This is a genomic window from Microbacterium sp. 4R-513 (genome assembly GCF_011046485.1).
Taxonomy (GTDB): domain Bacteria; phylum Actinomycetota; class Actinomycetes; order Actinomycetales; family Microbacteriaceae; genus Microbacterium.
This window is the reverse complement of record NZ_CP049256.1, coordinates 817,577-841,697: the sequence shown is the minus strand read 5'-3', so window position 1 is coordinate 841,697 and position 24,121 is coordinate 817,577. Positions and strand designations below refer to the sequence as shown.

Here is a 24,121-nt window from a genome sequence, read left to right as displayed (position 1 = left end):
ATGAAGCGCAAGTTCGCAGCAGCGGCGGGGATCGCCGTCGTCGCAACGCTGTCGCTCGCCGCCTGCAGCGGCGGCTCGGGTGACACCCCGGCCGCCGAGGAGTCGTCGGGTCCCGTGACCCTGACGCTCTCGGGCTGGAGCCTCGAGACGACGCCCGAGTTCCAGACGCTCGCCGACGCCTTCCACGAGAAGAACCCCGACGTCACGGTGGAGCTCAAGGAGTACGACCCGGCCAACTACAACACCCTCGTCACGGCCGACCTGGCCGCCGGCGTCGGGCCCGACATCATCACGCAGAAGGAGGTCAAGTACGTCACGACCTTCCAGGAGGGCGGCCAGCTGCTCGACGTCTCGGATGTCGAGCTGCCCGACGACATCAGCGGCACGTCGTCGTACGAGGTCGATGGCACCGCGTACGGCGTGCCATACCGCCAGGACTCGTGGGTCCTCTACTACAACAAGGACCTGTTCGACGCCGCGGGCGTGGACTACCCCGACGGCTCGTGGACGTGGGACGACTACGACGAGGCCGCGGCCGCACTGACCGAGGGTCTGGCGGCATCCGGGAGCGCCGCCAAGGGGGCCTACCAGCACCGGTGGCAGTCGACCGTGCAGGGCTTCGCGAACGCCCAGTCGAAGGACGGCGACATCCTGAAGGGCGACTACGGCTACCTCAAGCCCTACTACGAGCGCGTCCTCGCGCTGCAGGGCGACGGTGACCAGGTCGACTACAACACGAGCGCGGCCAACCAGCTGACCTACCAGGGCGAGTTCGGCAAGCAGAATGCCGCCATGATGCCCATGGGCACGTGGTACGTCGCGACCCTCATCGCGCAGCAGGCCTCGGGAGACGCCGACACCTTCAACTGGGGCATCGCGCCGATCCCGCAGCTCGACGCCAAGACGACCGGAACCGACAACACCCCGGTGACGTTCGGCGACCCGACCGGCTTCGCGATCAACGCCGCCGTCGATGACGCGAAGAAGAAGGCGGCGAAGGAATTCCTCGCCTTCGCCGCCGGCGAGGACGCCGCCAAGGCGCTCGCCGCCATCGGCATCACCCCCGCGCTCCTCAACGACGCCGTGGTCGAGACGTACCTCGGGGTGAAGGGCGCTCCGGCCGACGACCTGTCGCGATTCGCCTTCTCGACGCACGAGACCCACCCGGAGAACCCCACCTCCAGCAAGACGGCGGCGATCCAGGGCATCCTCAACGACCTGCACACGGCCGTGATGTCCGGGTCCGACAACATCGACAACGCCATCAAGACGGCGGAGGACCGCGTCAAGAACGAGGTCGGTCTCGACTGAGACCCCCTTGCGGCGGCCGGGCCGCGGCTTGCGAGCCCGGCCGCCCACCAACCCTTCCCCCCCACTGGAGGACACCATGACGAGCATCGTCGCCGATGACGTCGCGACCGCTGCGGCGTCGCCCGCGCCCCCCGCGGCGCACCTCGAAGCTGCGGCTGCGCAACACGCTGATCGGCTGGAGCTTCATCCTCCCGAACTTCCTCGGGTTCGCCCTGCTGACCCTCGTGCCGGTCGTGACGCTGTTCTACATGTCGTTCACCAACTGGAACGTGTTCGGCAAGGCGGACTGGATCGGCCTCGCGAACTTCCAGCGTCTGATCGGCGACGGCAGCTTCCGCATCTCCGTCCTCAACACGCTCTACTACTCCGTCATGCACATCCCGCTGACGATCGTGGTCTCGCTCGGCCTCGCCCTGCTCCTGAACAACAGGCTCCGCGGCATCGCGTTCTTCCGCACGGCGGCGTTCTTCCCTTACATCACGTCGATCGTCGCGATCGCCGTCGTCTGGAACCTTCTCTTCAGCCCCGAGTACGGCCCCATCAACCAGATCCTCGGGTTCTTCGGGGTCCAGAACCCGCCGGGCTGGCTCACGTCGGCCGAGTGGGCGATGCCCGCCGTGGTCATCGTCAGCACGTGGCGCGACATGGGCTACTACATGATCCTCTTCCTCGCCGGCCTGCAGACCGTGCCCCGTGAGCTCCACGAGGCCGCGCGCGTCGACGGCGCGAACGTCATCCAGCGCTTCTTCAACGTGACGCTTCCGTGCCTCCGGCCGACGATGTTCTTCGTCACCGTGATGCTCACGATCAACTCGTTCAAGATCTTCGACCTGATCCTCGTCATGACCAACGGCGGTCCCGGGCAGTCGACCCTCGTGCTGTCCCAGTTCATCTACAAGAAGGGCTTCGAGGAGAGCCAGTTCGGCTACGCGTCCGCCGCGGCCGTCGCCCTCTTCCTCATGTGCATCGTCGTGACGATCATCCAGTTCTTCTGGAACAAGCGGAGGAGCTACTGATGACCGCGATCGAAAGCCCCATCAGCCGCCGTCAGCTGCACGAGGTGGCCGAGGAGCAGTCTCCGCCGCCCGTCGAGAAGTCGACGCTGACGCCCGGCCGTCGCGCCCTGCGGATCGTCGGATACGCGCTGCTCGTCATCGCGGCCGTGGGACTCCTCATGCCGTTCTTCTGGATGGTCATGAGCTCGCTCAAGTCGGCCAACGAGGTCTTCTCGGTGCCGATCAAGTGGTTCCCCGAGACGTTCGTGTGGAGCAACTACGTCGACATCTGGACCCAGTCGAACATGGTCACCTGGATCCGCAACACGCTCGTACTGGCGGTGGTCGTGACGTTCCTCCAGGTGCTCACCGGCTCGTTCGCGGCCTACGGATTCGCGAAGATCCGCTTCCCGGGGCGCGACGTCCTGTTCCTCGTCTACATCGCCACGATCGCCGTCCCGTGGCAGTCGTACATGATCCCGCAGTTCATCCTGCTCTCGAACTTCAAGGTCTCGAACACGCTGTGGGCCATCATCCTCATCCAGGCGTTCGGCGCCTTCGGCGTGTTCCTCATGAAGCAGTACTACGAGACGATCCCCGAGGAGCTGTCCGAGGCCGCCCGCCTCGACGGACTGAGCGAGTACGCGATCTGGCGGCGCATCATGCTGCCCCTTTCGATCCCGGCTCTCGCGAGCCTCACGCTGCTCACGTTCGTGAACACCTGGAACGACTACCTGGGACCGCTCATCTACTTGCGCAACCCCGACCTGTGGACCATCCAGCTGGGTCTCAAGAGCTTCGTCTCGAACCTCTACGACACCAACTACGCGCTCCTCTTCGCCGGCCTCACGATCTCGGTCATCCCGATCGCGGTCATCTTCCTCCTCGGCCAGCGCTTCTTCATCGAGGGCATCGCGACGAGCGGAATGAAGGGATGAACGCCCTGCGCCGCATCTCGCACGAGTCGTACGCGAACGTCTTCGGGGTCGTCTATCTGGGCCTCATGACGAATGCGCTGCTGCTCGTGGCAGCTCTGCCCCTCGTCCTGCTGCTCGTGACGACGGACCCCTCCCGCTCGTGGCCCCTCCTCGCCGTCGCAGCGCCTCTCGCCGCTCCGGGCCTGACCGCGGCGTTCTCGGTCTTCCGCGCACACGCGCAGGGGAGCACCACGATCGCGCGCGACTTCCTCGCGGGCCTCCGCGCCACGTGGCGGCGATCGCTCGCGCTGGGAGGGATGCTGTCGGCCGTCGTCGTCGTGCTGCTCGTCGATGTGCGGGCCTTCTCGGGCTCCCCGGTCGGCGTCGCGGTCATCCCGGCGCTCGCCGTCCTGACGGTGCTCGCCGTGGCCATCGCGCTCCTGACGTTCGTCGCGCTCGCCGAGGAGCCGAAGGTGCGCCTGCGCGACGCGCTGCGTGCCGGCGCGTGGCTCGCGGTCCGCCGCTGGTACCTGTCGGCCGTGTCGCTGCTCGTGCTCGCCGCCCAGGCGATGCTCTTCGCGTCGTTCCCCGCGATCGCGCTGGGGCTGACAGCATCCGCCGCCCTTTACCTGGCCTGGGCGAACGCCCGCTTCACGCTCCGACCCGTGCTCGACATCGCAGACACCCAGACCGCCTGACACGCAACGCCTGAGAAACCGACGAAGGAACACAGAGACCGATGACGTCCACGCCCCCGACTCAGGAGCGGACCGCGCTCGCCGCGCAGCCCGCCCTCGCCGGCGCCCTCTCGACCGTCCGCCGCAACATCGCGGCGTTCGGCGACCTCTATCCCGACGACACGACGCAGGACGACCGGTATCCGCTGCGTCCCGCCGAGGGCATCTTCGCCGAGGGCGGCAACCGGGGGTGGACGACGAGCTTCTGGCCGGGCATGCAGTGGCTCTCATGGGAGATCACAGGTGACGAGGTGTTCCGGGATGCCGCGCTCCGCCACGCCGCGGACTTCGAGCGCCGCGTGCGCCAGGGCGAAGACCTCGACACCCACGACCTCGGGTTCCTCTACACGCTCGCCTCCGTCGCGCCGTGGCGACTGCTCGGCGACGAGGACGCGCGGCAGGCGGCACTCCTCGCGGCCGACCACCTCATGAAGCGCTTCCTCGAGCCGGCCGGGATCATCCAGGCCTGGGGCGACCTGTCCGACCCCGCTCAGCGCGGCCGCACGATCATCGACAGCCTCATGAACATGCCCCTGCTGACGTGGGCCCACGAGCAGACCGGCGACGAGCGCTTCGCCGACGCCGTCCGCCGCCACACGATCCAGCTGCGCGATCACATCCTCCGTGAGGACGACTCGACCTTCCACACCTTCTACTGGGATGCCGAGACCGGCGAGCCCCTTCGCGGGGCGACGGAGCAGGGCGCCCACGACGACTCGTGCTGGGCGCGCGGGCAGGCATGGGGCATCTACGGCTTCGCCCTCAACCACCGGGCGACGGGGGATGCCTCGCTCCTCGATGCCGCCTGGCGCTGCGCCGACTACTTCCTCGCCCACCTTCCCGCCGACGACGTCCCGTTCTGGGACCTCGTCTACCACGACGGCAGCGACGCGCCGCGCGACAGCTCGGCCGCGGCGATCGCGGTCTGCGGATTCTTCGAGCTCGCCGATCTCGAACCCGGCACGGTGCGCGCCGAGCGGGCGACGTCTGCCGCGAACGCGATCCTCGACTCGCTCGTCGCGCGCTACGCGCCCGAGCCGCCCGAGGCATCCGACGCGCTCATCCTGCACGGCGTGTACGACCTGCCGAAGCACAACGGCGTTGACGAGGGCACTCTGTGGGGCGACTACTTCTATCTCGAGGCGCTCACCCGCCGCGCCCTCCCCGGATGGAAGCCGTACTGGTGAGGGATGCCGTGGCCCCTGGCCGGAACCCCGGGGGCACATCGTGCGCCTCGTGACGATCGCAGCCGCCGCGGCGCCGGTCGCGGCATCCGTCGTCTCTTCCCCTGACGGAACGGATCGCGTCGTCGAGCTGTCGGACGCGCTCGCGCAGGCGGGCGTCGCGGCGATCCTCGCCGACGCCGGCTTGCTCACGGCCGCCCGCGCCGAGACGGCGGCTCACGAGCCGGCGCGACTGCCCCTCCTCGCCGACGCCGAGCTCCTCGCACCGGTCGTGCCGGGCAAGATCCTCTGCCTCGGGTACAACTACCGCGGGCACGCGCCGGACGGGGTCGACCCGACGGCGAACGATCCGGAGTGGCCCGACGTCTTCGTCAAGACGCCGAACACCCTCGCGGGGCCGCGCGACGCCGTCGTCATCCCGCCGGGTGCGACCGATGTCGACTACGAGGGCGAGGTCGCCGTCGTCATCGGCCGGCGTGCGCAGCGCGTGACGCTCGACGAGGCCCTGGACCACGTCGGCGGGTACACGATCCTCAACGACGTCTCGGACCGCGCGTGGCAGCGGCGACAGAGCCAATGGGCGCTCGGGAAGTGCTCCGACGGCTTCGCCCCGCTGGGTCCGTGGGTGGTGACGCCCGACGAGGTGCCCGATCCCCACAATCTCCTCGTGGAGGTCGAGCGCGACGGGGTGGTCACCGTGTCGCAGTCGACGTCGACCACGATCTTCAGCGTCGCCTTCGTCATCCATCACCTCAGCCAGGTGCTGACACTCGAACCTGGCGACGTCGTCTCGACCGGCACGCCGCAGAAGCTGCCCGCCGCACAGGACGCGCACCGCCCGCTCGCGCACGGCGACGCCGTGACGGTGCGCGTCTCGGGGGTCGGCGAACTCACGACCCGCTTCGTGGGCGCCGAGGGCCTGGCCACCTCCTCGCGTCCGACCACCGGCACCCTTCAGGAGGCCCACGCATGATCCTCGACTCCTTCCGCCTCGACGGCCGCGTCGCCCTCGTGACCGGGTCCAGCCGCGGACTCGGCCAGGGGGCGGCGGTCGCGCTCGCCGAGGCGGGCGCCGACATCGCCCTCCTCGACCGCGGCGACCCCGCGGAGACGGTCGCCGCTGTGGAAGCGCTCGGCCGCCGCGTGCACAGCGTCCGGCGCGACCTCATCGGCGCGGCGCCGGCCGATCTCGCCTCCGCGGTCGACGAGGTCGTCGCCGAGCTCGGCCGTCTCGACATCCTCGTCAACAACGCGGGCACGATCCGCCGGGCTCCGGCCGCCGAGTACTCCGCCGAGGACTGGAACGACGTGCTGTCGGTCAACCTCGACGCCGTCTTCCACCTCTCTCAGACCGCAGGCCGGCACATGATCGCGCAGCGGCACGGCCGCATCATCAACGTCGCGTCGATGCTGTCCTTCCAGGGCGGCATCCTCGTCCCCGCGTACACGGCCTCCAAGCACGCCGTCGCGGGGCTCACGAAGGCCCTCGCCAACGAGTGGGCGGCCTCGGGGGTCACGGTGAACGCGGTCGCGCCCGGATACATGGCGACCGACAACACGGCGGCCCTCCGCGCAGACACCGAGCGCGAGGCATCCATCGTCTCCCGCATCCCCGCCGGCCGGTGGGGCACGCCGGCCGACCTGCAGGGAGCGTTCGTCTTCCTCGCCTCGGACGCCGCCGCCTACGTGACGGGCGCGGTCGTGCCCGTCGACGGCGGCTGGCTCGTCCGCTGAGCGTCCCCTGACACCGACCTCGACATCCATACGGAACCAGGAGCGACATGGAACAGCGCTACGCGACCAACCCCGACCAGATCCCCGGCATGACGACCGACGAGCTGCGCGAGCGCTACCTCGTGCCGGAGGTGTTCGTGCCCGGCGAGATCCGCCTCGTCTACACGCACCACGACCGGATCGTGCTCGGCGGGGCCGTGCCCGCCGGGTCGCAGCTCGCGCTGACCGGGTACCCCGAGATCCGCAGCGACTACTTCCTCGAGCACCGTGAGCTGGGCATCGTCAATGTGGGCGGCCCCGGCACCGTCACGGCGGACGGCGAGGAGTACGCCCTCGCCACGGGGGCATGCCTGTACCTCGGCCGGGGCATCCAGTCGGTGTCCTTCGCGGATGCCGACGCGGGCGGCGAGGGGGCGCAGTTCTACCTCTTCTCGGCCCCGGCGCACACGACCTATCCGTCCGCGCTCGTGGGCCCGGGCGAGGGAACCGTGCGGGAGCTCGGGGACCAGGTCACGTCCAACCGGCGCACGCTGAACCAGTACATCCACGAGAACGGCGTGAAGTCGTGCCAGATCGTCATGGGGGTCACGCAGCTGCACCCCGGATCGATGTGGAACACCATGCCGGCGCACACGCACGACCGCCGCACCGAGTGCTACCTCTACTTCGACGTCCCCGACGACGCCCGCGTCATCCACCTCCTCGGCGAGCGCGAGGAGACGCGTCACCTCGTCGTCGCCGATCGGCAGGCCGTCATCTCGCCCAGCTGGTCGCTGCACTCGGGCGTCGGCACGGCCGCCTACTCGTTCGTCTGGGCGATGGCGGGCGAGAACCAGGCCTTCGACGACATGGATGCCGCGCCCGTCACCGACCTGCGATGATCGGCCGATGACGAGTACCCGCGCCGGGGCGCTCCTCGCGATCGGCGAGACGATGGCCATGGTGACCCCGGCGGCAGCCGAGCGGCTGAGCGACGCCGTCGAGTTCCGCGTGGATGCCGGCGGCGCGGAGTCCAACGTCGCGGCCCACGCCGCTGCCTTCGGCGCCGCAGCCCGGTGGTTCAGCCGCCTCGGCGACGATCCGCTCGGACACCGCATCGCGCGGCAGCTCGCCGAGCGCCGCGTCGACGTGTCGAGTGTCGAGTTCGATCCGGGGCATCCCACGGGCGTGTACTTCAAGGACCCGGGGCACGGCGTGCGGTACTACCGCGGCGGCTCGGCGGCGGCGCACCTGGCACCCGCCGATGCCGATGCCGTCGACTTCGACGCCGTCGAGCTCCTGCACGTGTCGGGCATCACGGCCGCGATCTCCGCCACGGCGGCCGCCTTCCTCGACGCGGTGATCGGTCGCGCGCGCGAGGCCGGTGTGCGGGTCAGCTTCGACGTCAACCATCGCGCGCCGCTGTGGAGCGCCGAGGTCGCGGCCGCTCCTCTGCTCACCCTGGCCCGCCGTGCGGACATTGTGTTCGTGGGCCGCGACGAGGCCGAGCATCTGTGGGCGACGACGGATGCGGCATCCGTCCGCGCCCTCCTCCCCGACGTCGCCGAGCTCGTCCTGAAGGACGGGGATGTCGGGGCGACGGCGTTCACGGGCGCGGAGACCGTCTTCGAGCCCGCCCAGCAGGTCGAGATCGTCGAGGCCGTCGGCGCGGGGGACGCGTTCGCGGGCGGCTACCTGTCGGCGCTCCTCGAGGCGCTGCCCGTCGCCGAGCGGCTCCGCCGAGGGCACCGACGTGCGGCCCTGACCCTGCAGACCACGAGCGACTCGGTCGACGAGAGGACCCCGGCATGAGCGACAACGACTTCGAGGCGATCTTCGGGCGCGTGCCCGTCATGGCCATCCTCCGTGGAATGGGGGTCGAGCGCTCCGCCGCCCTCTCCACCACGGCCTGGGACCTCGGCATCGACTCCGTGGAGGTGCCCCTCCAGACCGACGAGGACGACCGGGCGCTCCGGGAGGTCGTCCGCCTGGGCGGCGAGCGCGGCAAGCTCGTGGGAGCGGGCACGATCATCTCGGTCGAGCAGGTCGCGGCCGCCCAGCGGGCGGGAGCCGCGTATCTCGTCTCGCCGGGCCTCGACGCGACGGTCGTGCGGGCGGCGCAGGCCGCCGGCATCCCGATCCTTCCCGGCGTAGCGACGCCCAGCGAGGTGCAGCTGGCGCTGTCGCTCGGGCTCACGTGGCTCAAAGCCTTCCCCGCGAGCTGGCTCGGGGCGGGGTGGTTCCGGCACATCCGGGGCCCGTTCCCGCAGGCGCGCTTCGTCGCGACGGGCGGCATCGACGCCTCGAACGCCGCGGAGTTCCTCGACGCCGGCGTGAAGGTCGTCGCGGTCGGCTCGGCCCTCGAGGACCCGTCGCAGCTCGACCGCCTGGCGGCCCTCCTGGCTCGCTGACCCCTCGCCCACCGTCGCCGCGCCGTCGGCGCCGGCCCGCGAACCCTCACCACAACGTCGGAGATCGCCACAACGTCGGACGGATCCGGCCTGAAACGTCCTACATTGCGGCGATCTCCTGCGCTGTGGTCTGTGCCGCGAGCGAGCAGGGCCTCGCACCGGCCCGGGCGACGCGGGCGACGGATGCCTCGGGCCGGCCGCGCCGCGGCCTCGAACCGGCAGCGGCGCGGCGCCGTCAGACCCGGGCAGGCACGGCGGTCGACTCGCGCAGCTGCAGCTCGGGCAGCACGTACGTGCGCTGGACCGGCCGGTGGCCGCTGTCGGTGAGGCGGTCGACCATGGTCTCGACCGCGAGCCGGCCGATGTGCTGCTTGGGTGGGCGGAGGGCCGTGATGGGCGGTTCGGCGCTCTGCGCCACCTCGTCGTCGTACGCGATGATCGCGAGGTCGTGGGGGATCGACCAGCCGTGGTCGCGCGCGTGCTGCTGCAGCAGCACCGCCTGCGGGTCGGAGTGGATGAGCAGCGCGGTGGTCGAGGTGCCGCGGCAGCGCGCCAGCACGTCGGCGATGAGAGCGTCGCGCGAGTCGCCGTCCATCGCATCGAGGGAGGCATCGACGTCGACGGGGCATTCGAGGCCGAGCTCGGCGGTCGCGCGAGTCCATCCCCGGCGCAGGTGGAACGACGTCGGCGAGCCGGACGACGTGATGATGCCCACCCGGCGGTGCCCGAGAGATGCGAGGTGGTCGGCGGCCAGCGATCCGCCGAAGACATGGTCGGTCGTGACCCATTCGAGGCTCGTCAGAGCGAGGGCGGACGGGGCGCGCCGCTCGGCGAGGACGACCGGGATGGGAAGCGACTCGAGCCACTGCAGGAGGGCCTGCCCGTCAGCGCCCGCCGTCTCGGGCGCTGCGATCAGGCCGTGCAGACCGCCGGACTGGACGAGCGAGGCGATCTGCCGACGCTGGTCGTCGACGGAGTAGCTCGCTCCGCGCAGGATGAGCTGCACGCCCAGCTCGGTCGCCGCCGCACGGGCGCCGACGATGATGTGCGGCCAGTAGTAGCTGAGCGAGGGGGTCACCATTCCGACGCGGAAGCGGATCGGGGCGGCGACGGCGGCTGCCGCGGGCACGGTGGTGTCGAGACGGCTGCGCAGCGTCGCACCGCCGTGCACACGGCTGAGCAGACCGCGGTCGGCGAGGTGGCTGATGTCGCGGCGGACCGTGAGCTCGGCGACACCGAGCTCTCGCGCGAGGTCGCTGACCCGCACCGCACCCGTGCGGCGCAGCTCGTCGAGGATGCGCTCCCGGCGGGAGAGCCCGAACGATGGCCGGTCTGTCGCGTCATCCATGTCACGAGGAGGCTATCGCGAGGTTCGGATCGATTCAAGCATGACCGAATGTGTTCGAATTGTTCCTTCGTTCGCGGTAACACGGCAAAATCTCGCTCGGGCACGTCGTCGTGCCCGCGTCGACGGGCCAGGACGGACCGCCGACGACAGCACACGCGAAACGGAGAGCGCAGATGTCGGAGGCAAGGATGCCTCGCCCTCGGGGCGGCAGGGATTCACGGACGTTTCGCGCGGCACTGGCCGCCGCCGTCACCGCGGCGGCGATCGTCGCTCCGCTGAGCGTCCCCACCGCCGCGCAGGCGGCCGGCGCCGACCCGGTGAGCATCACCGTCGACGGTGCTGATGTCGCGGCCGCGGCGCTGAACCGGAACGGGCTGACGTTCAAGGGCTTCGGCGTCCTGTCGGCGAACTCGACGAGCGCCCTGCTCCTCGACTACAAGTCGCAGCATCCCGAGAAGTACTGGGAGCTCATCGAGACGCTGTTCGGCGGCGACCACCCCATCATGAACACCGTCAAGATCGAGATGGGGAACGACCGCAACACCTCGACCGGCCCGAACGCCGCCACGATGCGCAGCCGCGACGAGTACCCCAACGTCCTCCGGGAGCCCGGCTTCCAGCTCGCCGCGGACGCCCAGCTCGTCGCTCACGGCGACATCCACCTGAGCCTTCTGCGATGGAACCGCCCGACGTGGGTGACGAGCCACGCCGACCAGTACATCTGGTTCAAGAACACGGTGCTGGCCGCGTACCGCCAGTACGGCGTCATGGTCGACTCGATCAACCCGGATACCAACGAGACCGGCAATCCCGAGCAGCAGCTCTACAAGAACTTCGCGGGCTGGGTGCGGGGCGATGTGAAGGGATACGAGGGCGCCACAGCAGGCGACCCGAACAACGGCTTCAAGACCCCCGAGGAGAAGACGCTCTTCAACGGCATCCGGACGATCGCCGGCGACACCGTCGGCACCCCGCCGGTCGCGCTGGGCAACGCCATGACCTCGGCGACCGACTCGTCGCTCCGCGACGCCGTGGACATCATCGGCTTCCACTACTCCAGCGCCGACGACAGCGCGGGCAACATGAAGAAGATCGCCGAGCAGCTCGACCGCGAGGTCTGGAACTCGGAGGGCCAGTCGACCTTCTCGAGCTCCGCGGACCGCCCCAACAACAACGCGAGCGACGAGCAGGGCGGCTTCGGCACGCAGTTCGGCGGCACGAACAGCGCCCTCGAGATGGGCAACTGGGTCACGACCGGGTTCAACGCCTCGCGGCGGACGATGAACATCTTCCAGCCGGCGATCGGCTCGTTCTACGACGGCTTCCAGTACTCCTCGAAAGAGCTCGTCAATGCGCGCGACCCGTGGTCGGGCTGGCTCTACTACGACGGCGGACTCGCCGTGCTCGAGCAGTTCACGCAGTTCGCGAAGCTCGGCTGGGAGAACGACGACAACACCGCGGGCATCTGGCGAGCGATCCCGAAGGCCTCGGGCAGCGAGCTCGGCACGGGCAACCCGCCCGGCGGCGCCCGCGCGGGCGGGGCGTCGTACACGACGCTGGCCGCCCCCGATGCGAGCGACTTCTCGACCGTCATCGTCAACGACAGCAAGTTCACCAAGATCTACCGGATCACGGCGAAGGACCTGAACCTCGGCGCCGACCAGACGGTCGAGTTGTGGCAGACGCGCGCCGCCGACGCCGGCGAGGCGTACGACGCGAACTACCTGCAGCCCGTCGCAGAGGTCTCGCCCGACGGCGCCGGGATGTACTCCGTCACGGTCAGGCCCTGGTCGACGGTCACCGCGACGTCGCTCGACCACGCGACGAAGCGGGCCGACGGCACGCTCGTCGCCAAGGAGGGCTACGGCAGCTCGCTGCCGACCTCGAAGGAGTACACGGCGGCCGACGGCGGCCGTGACGTCCTCGACACGGATGCCTCGGGGAGCGTCAACGGCGTGACCGGCGACGGCACGCTCTACGCCGACGACTTCGACTACGCGGGCCTCGCGAACATCAAGGGCTACGACCCCGACACGAAGCAGCTCGTCGACTCGGGCCAGTCGTTCCTCGAAGCGCGAGGCGACAAGGCCAAGCCGGCCGGCACCCCGTCGGTGCAGACCGAGGACAACGGCGCGACGCCGCGCTACACGAACGACACGAACGGCGCGTTCGAGTCGGTCGCGACAGCGGATGCCGCGCACGGACGCGTGCTGCGTCAGCAGGTCGGCCCCGGCATGGCCGGCAGCGCCTGGAACAGCGGCGACCCCAAGACGACGATCGGCGACTACCGCTGGGCGAACTACACAGTCTCGGCCGACGTGCTGTTCGAGGCATCCGGATCCCCGTACGCGACGGTCGGCGCGCGCGAGCAGGGCGGCACGGCCAACGGCCAGAGCGTGTCGGCCGCGGAGCTCAAGGTCGACGCGAACGGCGCGTGGACGCTGATGCGGTTCGGCAGCACGCTGTCGACGGGCACCGTACCGGCCGCCGCGGCCTTCAAGACGGGGGCGGGCGTGTGGAACAACCTCGCCGTCACGGTCGCGGGCGCCAAGTACACGGCATCCGTCAACGGCGTCGAGGTCGCGAGCTACACGGATCCCGCGCCGCAGGCGACGGGCCGCATCCAGCTGGGCTCGAGCTTCAACTTCGTGCAGTTCGACAACCTGAAGGTCGTGCCGGTGCCCGGCTACACGCCGTACTACACCGACGTCATCGACGGCATGCACCAGACCAGCTGGGCCGACGCCTCCAAGAAGGTCCTGAGCTTCGACGCGAACTGGAGCCACGTCAACGGCCAGGGCATGTTCGAGTGGCAGCGCACGGCCTCCAAGAGCACGGCCAAGGGCGCGGCGCTCACCTACGCCTTCGCCGGCACGGGGCTGGACATCATCGGCACGAACTCCGGCACGCCTACGCTCGACGTCGTCGTGGACGGCGTGCAGGTCGTGGCGTCCGCGCCGACATACAGTGCGGGCAGCGAGCGCACCGCGTTCACGCTGCGCGGCCTGAAGAACGGCGCTCACACCGTCGTCGTGAAGACCGCCAACGCGGAGTCGATCAACATCGACGCCGTGGGCGTCATCAAGGCGAACGCGGACTCGAGCAAGGTCGACACGACGGCCCTCTCGACGCTCGTCGACTCCGTGAAGGGTCTCGTCGAGGCGGACTACAGCGCCGACACGTGGGCCGTCTTCGCGGCGGTGCTCGCCGACGCGAAGGCCGCCGTCGCCGATCGGGCCGCCTACGGCCTCGACGCGGAGGGCGCCGCGGCGATCGCGGCGCGTCTGTCGGCCGCGGCCGACCGCCTCACGCCGAAGGACGTGAGCGCCGATGTCATCGACCTCGGCGTCGTGACCGTCACGACCAAGGATCGCAAGCTCCCCGCGAACGTCACGATCGCCGGCGCCGACACCAAGGCCACGTGGAGCCTCGGGTCGGTCGACGCCGCCAAGACCACGGCCGAGCTCGCATCGTTCGCCGCCACGGGGCGCACGACCGAGAAGACAGGGGCAGGCGTCTACCAGCGCTTCAGCGCCACGGTCGTCGTGCTGCCCGCGGACCTCGCGTACTTCATCGACTCCGGTTCGTCGGGGGCGCCCGCGGGCTCGGTGTACGCGGCCGCGAAGAGCGCGTTCCCGAACCTCCTCAACGCCACGAGCGACCAGAAGTGGGACGGCACGACCGCCGGCACGACGTGGGGCTACTCCACGACCGCGACGACGCTCGCGGCGGGGACCCCCGCCGACTGGGGCTCGTCGTACGTGGGCGCCGACTACAACAAGCCCGTCACGTACCACCTGACGCTCCCCGCGGGCACGTACAACGTCGTCGGGGTGCAGGCGCCGCGTGCGGGGCTGACGACGAACGTCTACTCGAAGGTGACGGCGGCCGGCAAGGCGACGACGAAGACCGCCGTCTCGACGGGCACTGCGACGCCGGTCGCGCAGTCCGTGACCCTCGACACGGCCGGCGTCGTCGACCTCGAGTTCGGCACGAACGGCACGAGCGGCTACAACGCCCGCCTCGCGCTCGTCTACGTGCAGAGCCTCCCGCGCGACCTCGGCGTGCAGGGTGCCCTCGGGGTCGAGGACGCGCTGCCCGCGAAGGTCGACGTCGCCGGCACGGCGACCGCCGTCACGTGGGAGGCGGCATCCGTCGCCCAGCCTCGGACGGAGTACGCGAAGCTCACCGTCACGGGACGCCTCACCGGCAGCGGCCAGCCGATCATCGCCTCGTTCGAGGTCATTCCCTCCCGCCTCGTCTACTACATCGACGCGGGGACGGGTGGCGCGGACTCGCCGCAGTACGCCGCCGTGAAGAAGGCGGTGCCGACGCTGCGGAACGACAGGATCGACCAGGCCTCGGCATCCGCGGACCAGTGGGGCTATGTCGCCGACGGGATGAAGGTCAAGGGCACGACAGACATCAACGACAAGTACTCGACCGGCTACTACCAGGACACGACGAAGCTGATCTACCGTCTACCCCTCGACGCCGGCACGTACACGCTCACGGGCGGCTTCACCGAGTGGTGGAACCTCAACCGCACGATGTACCAGACGGTCTCGGCGGGAGGCGTCGAGCTCGCGAAGGGCAGCGTCCCGCTCTCGGGTGCGAACACGCCCCTCGCGGCCGACCTGACCTTCACGCTCGACGCGCCGGCGACGGTCGAATACCTCGTGACCAACGAGGGCGCAGGCGCCGAGAAGCCCGTCATCTCGTGGCTCGCCGTGAAGAACGTCACGCCGCCGGCGGCCGTCACGGTCACGCAGCGCTGCGTCGCGGGCAAGGTCGTCGTCGCCGCGACCGTCACGAACAAGAGCGATGCGAAGCTCAGCGGGTCTCTCGCAACGCCCTGGGGTACGAAGCAGATCGCCGACCTCGCGGCCGGGAAGTCGACCTCGTTCGCCTTCACGACGCGCCAGGCCTCGATCCCGGCGGGCGACGTGACGCTCACGCTACCCGAGGACGCCACGGGGACGACTCGCGGCCCCATCACGGAGTCGTTCGACGCGTTCCCCTGCGGCTAGCCGACCGAGGGATGCCGCGGCCCGGCCGGGGTCGCGGCATCCTCCGCTCTGCGCCGCAGCCGCTCTCACACACCGATGAAGGAAGTGGACCGACCATGAACCACCTGCGTGCTGCCGCGTCGTGGGCGATCGGGGCGCTGCTCGTCTCGTCCGTCGTCGCGGCCTCGGCCCCCGCCGCCGCCCTCACCCCGGCCGCCGTCACCCCGGCCGCCGTCGTGACCGACCCCGCCGACGGCGTCCCCCGTACCGACCCGCCGCCGGTCTACGAGGACTATCCCGCGATCGCCGATCCCGGCGCGGGCTCGGCGGGCTACTTCCAGCCTTACTGGTACGACACGCAGGGCCGGCACATCCAGGCGCACGGCGGGCAGATCGTCACGGCCGAGGAGAACGGCGAGACCGTCTACTACTGGTACGGCGAGGACCGCACGAACGGCTATTACGGCAGCCCGGGCGTCTCGGTCTACCGCTCGACCGACACGCACAACTGGGAGAACCTCGGCACGGCGCTGCGCGGCGTCTCGAACAGCGCCCAGCTGACGACGGACCCGTACTTCGTCGATCTGTACGGCACGGTCGACGGCGCGGGTCAGCCGAAGACGGGGCTCGTCCAGTCGCTGTCGTACTACCTCAACACCGACCAGAACTGGACCTACACCGCGATCTTCGAGCGGCCCAAGGTGCTCCACAACGACAAGACCGGCAAGTGGGTCATGTGGTGGCATGCTGACGGCCGCACCTCGGCGGGCGGCTCGATGTACGCGCGGTCGATGGCCGCCGTGGCGGTCGCCGACAGCCCCGCGGGCCCGTTCAAGATGACGGGCGCCTATCGCCTCTACAACCGCTCGAACTATCAAGCCTGCACATCGAGCGCCGTCCCCGGTCAGGCCCGCGACATGACGGTGTTCCAGGATGCCGACGGATCGGCGTACATCGTCTACTCGTCGGAGGAGAATTACTCCCTGTACGTCGCGAAGCTCGACGACGACTACACGAACGTCGAGCACACGACCTCGACCGACCCGGTTCGCATGGGCTCGTTCGGCGCGAGCGGGAGCTACACGTTCCAGTACTCGGAGAGTGGGCGGTACCCGCACCTGTTCGCGGACGGCACGGCCGACGCGCCCGTCCGCGGCGTCGACTTCCAGATCGTCAAGGAGTGCGGTCACCTCGAGGCGCCCGCCCTCTTCACGCACGGCGGCAAGTACTACGCGCTCGCGTCCGGGGCCACGGGCTGGGCGCCCAACCCGCAGACCTACTACAGCGCCGACGACCTGCTCGGCAGCTGGATCCGTGGCGTCAAGTCCGACGATCCGTACGAGAGCGTCGCCTACAACTCCATCCCCGAGGGCGGCGACGGACTCCTGTCGGTCGGCGATGCCCGGCGCACGACCTTCGGCTCGCAGTCGACCAACGTCCTGACGCTCGGCCCCGGCAAGTACGTCTACATGGGCGACCGCTGGAACGAGGGCAAGTCCGACTCGACCTACGTCTGGCTTCCCCTCACCGTCGCGGCGGACGGCGCGCTCGAGATGCGCAATCCCGCCGCCGAGGATCCCGCCCGCTGGGGCGACGGCTGGGATCCGTCGTACTGGGATGACAAGGGCGCCGGCGCCAAGATCTGGCGCCTCGTGGATGCCTCGATCCCCGAGGCCGTCCGACTCGGGTCGTCGCCCGCCGAGGCGCTGCCGAAGAGCCTGAAGATCGAGGTCGACGGCGAGACCCGCGATGTCGCCGTGCAGTGGGATGCATCCTTCGACGCGCTCGGGACGACGAGGATCACCGGCATCCTCGCAGCCGATGCCGACTTCGGCCCCGGCCGCCGCGTGACCCGCACGGTGGACGTGTGGGACTACGGCGTCGCGAACATCGCGCCCGGCGCCAGCGTGACGGCCTCGAGCCGGCAGGATCTGGCACGCACCGTCGTCGACCTCAACGTCAAGGGCAAGGGCTGGGACGACTGGCTCTCGGGCGGTGTGTTCCCCAAGAACAGCTGGCTCGCCTTCGACTGGCCGACGGCGCAGCGCCCGCGCACGATCCTCCTGCACACGTACCGCGACGGCACGACCTCGTGGCCGTCGACGATCAAGGTGCAGTACAAGGCCGACGGGGCGTGGGTCGACACGCAGATCAGCGCGACGCTCGACCAGACGGCCATGACGGCACCGGTCGCGACGCTCGACGTCTCGAGCCTCCCGGCCACGACCGGCATCCGGCTGCAGCTGCAGACGGCGACCAACGTGTGGCAGTCGATCTCGGAGGTGCAGATCCAGGGTGCCGCGGCTCAGGGCGGCAACGTCTGCCGCGTTCCCGGCGCGAGCGTCTCGGCGACGTTCTCGCAGACGGAGTGGGAGACCTTCCCCGCGGCCAACGCCTGCGACGGCAGCGCGAGCACACCGTGGTCGACTTGGGCGAGCGCGCTCTCGTCGCGCACGTCCGTCGGCTTCACGCTCACGACGGGCACCGCCTACGAGGTCTCGAGCCTCGCCTTCACGAACACCGAGGGCTCGCCGAAGACGGTCGACGTCAGCTATCGCGGAGTCGACGGGCGCTGGCACGACACGACGGCCACGGGGGTACCCATCGCCGCGAACGGCACGTCGACCACCGCGAGCTTCACGCCGGTCGTCGCGACGGCAGTCCGCCTCGTCTTCGCGACGCCCGCGACCTACGTGAAGCTCCCCGAGATCGCCGTGTCGGGCGTCCTCGCGTCGGCGCCGCCGGCGGGCCCCTCCGTCGAGTCGTCGGTCACGACCCGGTGCGTCTCGGGCAAGGTCACGGTCGTGGCATCCGTCACGAACACGGATGCCGCGCCCCTCGCCGTCGAGGTCGCGAGCCCCTTCGGCTCGAAGTCGTTCGCGTCGGTCCAGCCCGGCAAGACCGTCTCGGCGGCGCTGACCACGCGCCAGGCGCAGATCGCGGCCGGAAGCGTCGAGGTGACGGCACGCGGCAGCGCCGAAGCCACCCACGAGATCGCCTATGCCGCGAGGTCCTGCGGCTAGCCGCCGGACACGACGGATGCCGCGACCAGCGCCCGGTCGCGGCATCCGTCGTCTTCTCGGCGGGGTCGCCCGGCCTATTTGATCGAGCCTCGCGTGACGCCGGAGATGACCCAGCGCTGGCTGAAGATGTAGACGATCAGCAGCGGCGCCATCGCCATGAGGTACGAGGCGAACGCGACCGTGTAGTCGGTGTTGAACTGTCCCTGGAAGACGTACTGCGCGAGGGGCAGGGTTCGCGCGCCGGGGTCGGTCAGCACGACGAGCGGCATGATGAAGTCGTTCCACGCCCAGACGCATGTCAGGATCCCGACCGTCGCGTTCATCGGCATGAGGAGCGGGAAGATCACCGACCGGAACACCCGCCACGTGCTAGCGCCATCCATCCGCGCCGCCTCCTCGAGCTCGATCGGGATCGAGCGGATGTAGGCCGTGTAGATGAAGATGTTCAGCGACAGCCCGTAGACGGTGTACAGGATGATGAGGCCGACCTGGTTGTCGAGCCCGAGGATCGCGGTCTGCTTCACGAGCGGCAGCATGATGATCGGGAACGGGATGAAGAGCGCCGCCAGCAGGTAGAAGAACACGCCCTTGAAGAACGGCCGGTGGAGGTTGCGCGCCAGGGCATAGGCCACGATCGAACTCGTCAGCAAGGTGAAGACGACGGACCCGACCGTGATGAAGGCGGTGTTGGCGAGCGCTCGGGGGAAGTCGGTCCGCTGCCACGCCTCGGCGAAGTTGCCCCAGTTCACCGGGTTCGGCCACTCGAAGCCCGTCCCCGTCGTGAGCTGGTCGGGCGTCTTCAAGGCGACGACGACCGCGAGGTAGAGCGGGATCAGGACGGTGAGGGAGCAGATCGCGATGAGCGCGGTCGCCCACCAGTTCGTCTTGCGGGTGTCGTCGTCGTCCTCCTTCGAGCGGCGCCAACGGCGCCGGGGCTCGACCGCCTCGGCCGGCTGCTCGAACTGGATGGCTGTATTGGTCATGCTGGTCATCAGAAGTCGGCCTCTCTGCGCTGAAGGACCCGGAACTGGAAGAGCGACACGACCGTGATGACGATGAAGAACACCACGGCGTTCGCCGTCTGGTAGGCGAACTCGCCGCCTGAGAAGCCGCCCCGGAAGATGAGCAGCGTGACGGACTCGGTCGACGTGCCGGGGCCGCCGTTCGTGAGAGCGACGATCGGATCGAACACCTGCAGGAAGCCCTTCAGGCTCAGCACGATGTTGATCGTGAAGAAGGCGCTGATGAGCGGGAACGTGATCGACCGGAACTGGCGTGCGGGCGTCGCCCCGTCGATCGACGCCGCTTCGTAGAGCTCGGCGGGGATCGTCTGCAGGCCCGACAGGTAGATGATGATTGAGAACGCACACGCCTGCCACACGGCGAGGGCGACGATCGCCGTCCACGCCCACGTCTCGTTCGTGAGGATGTTGTCAGCGAACAGCGGGATCCCCGCGAGAATCTTCGGCAGCGAGTTCGAGAAGAAGAACTGGAACACGTAGCCGATCACGAGGATCGCGAGGATGTAGGGCACGAAGTACACGCCGCGGAAGAGGTTCCGCGCCCTGATCTTCGCATTGAGCCCCAGTGCAATCGCGAGCGAGATCGCATTGGTCAGGATCGTCGCGACGATGGCGAAGAGGAACGAGAACCCGTAGGCCTGCAGCACGCGGTCGTCCCGGAACAGGTTGACGTAGTTCGACAGTCCCACGAAGTTCCACGCGCCGTAGCCCGGGTAGTTCGTGAAGCTGAAGAAGATGCCGACGAGGACCGGGAGGGTGTGGAAGAAGGCGAAGGCGATGACCGCCGGCCACACCATCCAGTAGTACGCGGACGGCGCTCGCCGGGTGTCGGTCCGGGTGCGGGCGGCGCGCTTCTGCGCCTTGCTTTCGACAGCGGTGGTCCGCACCGCCCGTGTGAGGGTCATCGGTTCTCTCCCGTCGTGACCGGAATGGTGCGGGCTGCGACCTTGCGCCACTCGTTGTCGAGCGTCTTCAGTGCCGCGTCGGCGTTGCCGTCGAAGAGGAACTGCTGGTCCGTCGGGATCAGGGGAACCGCGGGTGGGATCTGGTGGTCGATGAAGCCCGTGATCTGCCCGTTGTCGAAGAACGGCTTGACGGACTGCAGAGCGGGATCATCGCTGAGCTCGGCGCCCTCTACGGAGGGCACCATGTTCTGTGAAGCGGCGAACTTCTCGATGACGTCCTTGCGGAAGGCGTAGTCGATGAATCGCATGGCCGCCTCTTCGTGCGGGCTGTTCTTGCCCATCGTGAAGACGACGTCGACCCCGGAGACGAGCAGCCTGTCGGCGGGGTCGTCGGTCGGATAGGGGAAGATCCCCATCTCGATGTCGGGATTGACCTGCTTGATGGGATTCGTCGCCCAGATGCCCTGCAGCAGCATCGCCGACTCGCCGTTGGCGAATGCGGCATTGCCGTCGTCGTACGTCTTGCCCCGGTATCCGTCCTGCATGTACGAGTACAGCTCGTACTGGCGGTCCATGACCTCGGCGAAGTCCTTCTCGAAGGAGACATCGGAGTCGGGGCCGACATCCGCGCCCTCTGCGCGCAGCTTGTCGAAGAAGCCGTCCTGCGCCGGATAGGCGCCGAGGGCGTTGAAGGACGGAATGCCGGTCCACGAGTCCGCGAGCGTGCCGTAGAAGGGCTGGATGCCGGCAGCCTCGAGCTTGTCGCACACGGCGATGAACTCATCCCACGTCTCGGGCGGCTCCAGGCCCTGCTCGCGGAAGATCTGCTTGTTGTAGATGACGCCGTTCGCGTTGTTGACATAGCCGAGGCCGTTGACCTCGTCGCCGTAGGTGCCGAGGTCGGCGAGGATGTCCTGCACGGCCGGGTTGATCGTCTGCAGCACCGGCGCGTGCGAGAAGTCCTTGAAGACGCCGGCCTGGGCAAGGCGACCGAAGTTGCCGTTGGCGTTGAGCGTGATGATGTCGGGCACGCGGTCTTTGACAAGGAGGGTGCGGATGAGCGTGTCGGCGTCCGCCACCTGGTTCTGCACGATCCGGATGTCGGGGTTCTCGGCCTCGAAGTCCGCGATCATCCGATCGAAGTCCTCGAGCGCTTCTCCCTTGAACTGGAAAAAGTTCAGCGTCGTCACCCCGTTCGAGGGGTTGGCGGCGCAGCCTCCCGTGACCGCCGCGATGCCCGCTATCGCGAGCAAGGCGGCCAGTCGGCCGAGCCGGCGTGGGTTGGATTTCATCGGTGCGCCTCCTTGCGCGTCGGGGGGAGGGATCAGGAGATGGCGGTCAGCTCGACGACCGTCGAGCGCTGGGGGAACTGCACAGGCGGGCGCAGTCCGACGGTCGCGAGCTCGCGACCGGTCATGACCGTGGGATGGGCGGTCCACTCGAGCAACGACTGGCCGGCATCGGTGTGCTCGCCGGATGGGGCGAGCACCGCGACGCGATAGTGGCGGGCGGGATCGAGTCCCGGCATCCGCACGCGCCCCGGGGGATACGCCACCGACGTCTCGACCTGCGTGATCGTGAAGATTGCGGATGCCGCATCCTCGGCGACGATGCCCCGCACGTCGATGCCGGGGTCGGTGCCGTCGACGTCGACGGTGCGGCCGGTCGCGACCAGTGGACGGATGCGCTTGGCGACCCCGATCCACGCGGCGACACGAGCGCGGGTCTCGTCGTCGGCCGAGGCGAGGTCCCACTCGACGCCGAAGTGCCCGAAGAGGGCGACAGCGGCGCTCAGGTCGAGGCCGACGGCGCGGCCCGAGGAGTGCACGACGGGACTGGTCAGGTGCATGCCGAGCATCTCGGGCGGCACGACGAGCGCCGTGTAGCGCTGGTTGGCGAGACGCTCCAGAGGGTCGAGGCTGTCGCTCGTCCACACGCGGTCGGTGCGGTCGAGGATGCCGAGGTCGACGCGGGCTCCGCCCGAGGCGCAGCTCTCGATCTCGAGGCCCGGGTGCGCCGCCTTCAGCTCGTCGAGAAGCCGATACACCGCGAGGGTGTGGGCGTGCACCCGCGCGACGCCCTCGGGCCCCGAGCCGGCGTCGACGAGATCGCGGTTGTGGTCCCACTTGAGGTAGGCGATCCCATGGTCGGAGAGGATCGCGTGAAGACGCTCGGCGATGTAGGCGTACGCCTCGGGGTGCGCGAGGTCGAGCACCTGCTGCTGTCGTGCCGACGGCGGCAGCGCGAGTCGTCCGCGCATGATCCAGTCGGGATGCCGGCGGGCGAGCTCGCTCTCGGGGTTGACCATCTCGGGTTCGACCCACAGGCCGAACTCCATGCCGAGACCGCGCACGTGGGCGATGAGCGGGTGCAGCCCGTCGGGCCACACCGTCTCATCGACGTACCAGTCGCCGAGCCCCGTGGTGTCGTCGCGGCGGCCGGCGAACCACCCGTCGTCGAGGACGAAACGCTCGACGCCCACGGATGCCGCGGCATCCGCCAGCTCCTCGAGCTTCTTGAGCGAGTGGTCGAAGTACACCGCCTCCCACGTGTTGAGCGTGACGGGGCGGGGGCGACGGGGATGCTGGGGCCTGCGCCGCCACTCGTCGTGGAACCGGTGCGAGAGCTCGGTCAGCCCGTCGCCCCACGAGCCGATGACCCACGGGGTCGCGAGCGTCGCGCCGGGCTCGAGGATCGCCTCGCCGGGGCCGAGCAGCTCGCCTCCCGCCAGGAAGGCCTCACCCGTGACGGCTCGCTCGGCGATGAGGCGGTGGTTGCCGCTCCACGCGACATGGATGCCGTGCACGCGGCCCGCTTCGAAGCCGAAGCCGGGTCGTCCCGCGGCGAAAAGCAGGCTCGCGTCGGCGCCGGGGCGTCCGCGCCTGCTCTCGCGCACGTGGGTGCCGAATGTGAAGGCGTGCCGCTGCGGTGAACGCTCGCGCAGGTGGCGGCCCGTCGTGTCGAGCAGCTCGGTGGCGTCCCACGGCACGGGGAAGGCGAGCTGCAGCGACTGGACCGTGTAGTCCGTCTCGCCTGTGTTGCGAAGGGTCAGGCGCTGGTGGAAAAGACCGCTCGGCCCGACGCGCAGTTCCACCTGCGCCGCGAGGCGGGCCTCGGAGTCGACGAGCGCGAGGACGGCGCGATGGTCGTTGCGCTGGACCCCGGCGACCTCGAAGCGCGCGCTGAATCCGGCGCCCGAGCGGTGGCCCTCCAGTGCGGGTGTACCGAGCCATCCGCCCGCCGCCGTGGCGACGACCGTCAGGCGCGCGGTGGAATCGAGGTTGCCGGACACGCGCTGCGGGCGCGCCGCGACCGCAAGTCCCGCGAGCGATCCGATGGTGGAGTCGACGAGCTCCTCGCCCCAGTGGACGATCGCCGGACCTCCCTGGGCGTCGAGATCGACGACGACGCTCGTGCCTCCTCGATGGAGGTGAAGGACCGATGGGGCGTCACCGGCGGGGCGGAAGGGCGAGTGCTCGACGTCGAGCGAAACGTCACGAGAGGTCATGCGGTTAGTTCTACCACGGAACTAATTCTCGGGTCAAG

Annotated in this window: 17 protein-coding genes; 12 read left to right on the top strand and 5 right to left on the bottom strand. The window is 69.5% G+C overall.

Going from position 1 to position 24,121, the window contains the following annotated elements; genetic code table 11:
- The 10 genes from G5T42_RS03630 (at position 1) to G5T42_RS03585 (ending at position 9,268) form a co-directional block, all read left to right on the top strand.
- Positions 1-1,311, top strand: a complete 1,311-nt coding sequence (locus G5T42_RS03630) for an extracellular solute-binding protein (RefSeq protein ID WP_165125554.1) — start codon at positions 1-3, stop codon at positions 1,309-1,311.
- A gap of 95 nt (positions 1,312-1,406) precedes the next feature.
- Positions 1,407-2,327, top strand: a complete 921-nt coding sequence (locus tag G5T42_RS03625) for a sugar ABC transporter permease (protein WP_165125551.1) — start codon at positions 1,407-1,409, stop codon at positions 2,325-2,327.
- Positions 2,328-2,485: 158 nt separating this feature from the next.
- On the top strand, positions 2,486-3,244 hold the full coding sequence (locus G5T42_RS03620; RefSeq protein ID WP_347104456.1) for a carbohydrate ABC transporter permease: 759 nt from the start codon (positions 2,486-2,488) through the stop codon (positions 3,242-3,244).
- Positions 3,241-3,921: a DUF624 domain-containing protein gene (locus tag G5T42_RS03615; RefSeq protein ID WP_165125545.1), complete on the top strand. Its 681-nt coding sequence runs from the start codon at positions 3,241-3,243 to the stop codon at positions 3,919-3,921. Before G5T42_RS03620 ends, G5T42_RS03615 begins: the two co-directional genes overlap by 4 nt.
- Positions 3,922-3,962: 41 nt before the next feature.
- A complete protein-coding gene (locus G5T42_RS03610) occupies positions 3,963-5,147 on the top strand; it encodes a glycoside hydrolase family 88 protein (protein WP_165125542.1) in 1,185 nt (394 codons plus the stop codon).
- 49 nt (positions 5,148-5,196) lie between these two features.
- The gene (locus G5T42_RS03605; protein WP_241245941.1) at positions 5,197-6,117 is read left to right on the top strand and encodes a fumarylacetoacetate hydrolase family protein; all 921 of its coding nucleotides are present in this window, start codon (positions 5,197-5,199) and stop codon (positions 6,115-6,117) included.
- The gene (gene kduD, locus G5T42_RS03600; protein WP_206535703.1) at positions 6,114-6,878 is read left to right on the top strand and encodes a 2-dehydro-3-deoxy-D-gluconate 5-dehydrogenase KduD; all 765 of its coding nucleotides are present in this window, start codon (positions 6,114-6,116) and stop codon (positions 6,876-6,878) included. Before G5T42_RS03605 ends, kduD begins: the two co-directional genes overlap by 4 nt.
- A gap of 47 nt (positions 6,879-6,925) precedes the next feature.
- Positions 6,926-7,759 (top strand): 5-dehydro-4-deoxy-D-glucuronate isomerase, encoded by an 834-nt coding sequence (kduI, locus tag G5T42_RS03595; RefSeq protein ID WP_165125536.1) that lies wholly within the window; start codon positions 6,926-6,928, stop codon positions 7,757-7,759.
- A 7-nt stretch (positions 7,760-7,766) separates the two neighbouring features.
- Positions 7,767-8,669 (top strand): sugar kinase, encoded by a 903-nt coding sequence (locus G5T42_RS03590; protein WP_165125533.1) that lies wholly within the window; start codon positions 7,767-7,769, stop codon positions 8,667-8,669.
- A complete protein-coding gene (locus tag G5T42_RS03585) occupies positions 8,666-9,268 on the top strand; it encodes a bifunctional 4-hydroxy-2-oxoglutarate aldolase/2-dehydro-3-deoxy-phosphogluconate aldolase (protein WP_165125530.1) in 603 nt (200 codons plus the stop codon). Before G5T42_RS03590 ends, G5T42_RS03585 begins: the two co-directional genes overlap by 4 nt.
- A 235-nt stretch (positions 9,269-9,503) precedes the next feature.
- Here the strand turns inward: G5T42_RS03585 and G5T42_RS03580 are convergent, their stop codons facing one another.
- Entirely contained in the window at positions 9,504-10,616 is a 1,113-nt protein-coding gene (locus G5T42_RS03580) for a substrate-binding domain-containing protein (RefSeq protein ID WP_165125527.1), read from the bottom strand.
- Between the two features lie 188 nt (positions 10,617-10,804).
- Here G5T42_RS03580 and G5T42_RS03575 point away from each other — a divergent pair, with 188 nt between their 5' ends.
- Positions 10,805-15,646, top strand: coding sequence for a family 16 glycoside hydrolase (locus G5T42_RS03575; protein ID WP_165125524.1), 4,842 nt, complete (start codon positions 10,805-10,807; stop codon positions 15,644-15,646).
- Between the two features lie 95 nt (positions 15,647-15,741).
- On the top strand, positions 15,742-18,648 hold the full coding sequence (locus tag G5T42_RS03570) for a discoidin domain-containing protein (protein ID WP_165125521.1): 2,907 nt from the start codon (positions 15,742-15,744) through the stop codon (positions 18,646-18,648).
- A gap of 74 nt (positions 18,649-18,722) precedes the next feature.
- On the opposite strand, the gene G5T42_RS03565 is transcribed toward G5T42_RS03570, so the two are convergent.
- The 4 genes from G5T42_RS03565 to G5T42_RS03550 are packed head-to-tail and all read right to left on the bottom strand — an operon-like array spanning position 18,723 to position 24,083.
- Entirely contained in the window at positions 18,723-19,640 is a 918-nt protein-coding gene (locus tag G5T42_RS03565) for a carbohydrate ABC transporter permease (RefSeq protein ID WP_165125518.1), read from the bottom strand.
- On the bottom strand, positions 19,640-20,575 hold the full coding sequence (locus tag G5T42_RS03560; protein WP_165125515.1) for a sugar ABC transporter permease: 936 nt from the start codon (positions 20,573-20,575) through the stop codon (positions 19,640-19,642). The genes G5T42_RS03565 and G5T42_RS03560 overlap by 1 nt, the downstream gene beginning before the upstream one ends.
- The gene (locus G5T42_RS03555; RefSeq protein ID WP_165125512.1) at positions 20,572-21,867 is read right to left on the bottom strand and encodes an extracellular solute-binding protein; all 1,296 of its coding nucleotides are present in this window, start codon (positions 21,865-21,867) and stop codon (positions 20,572-20,574) included. The genes G5T42_RS03560 and G5T42_RS03555 overlap by 4 nt, the downstream gene beginning before the upstream one ends.
- Before the next feature lie 32 nt (positions 21,868-21,899).
- Positions 21,900-24,083 (bottom strand): alpha-galactosidase, encoded by a 2,184-nt coding sequence (locus tag G5T42_RS03550; protein ID WP_165125509.1) that lies wholly within the window; start codon positions 24,081-24,083, stop codon positions 21,900-21,902.
- Between the last annotated feature and the right edge of the window lie 38 nt (positions 24,084-24,121).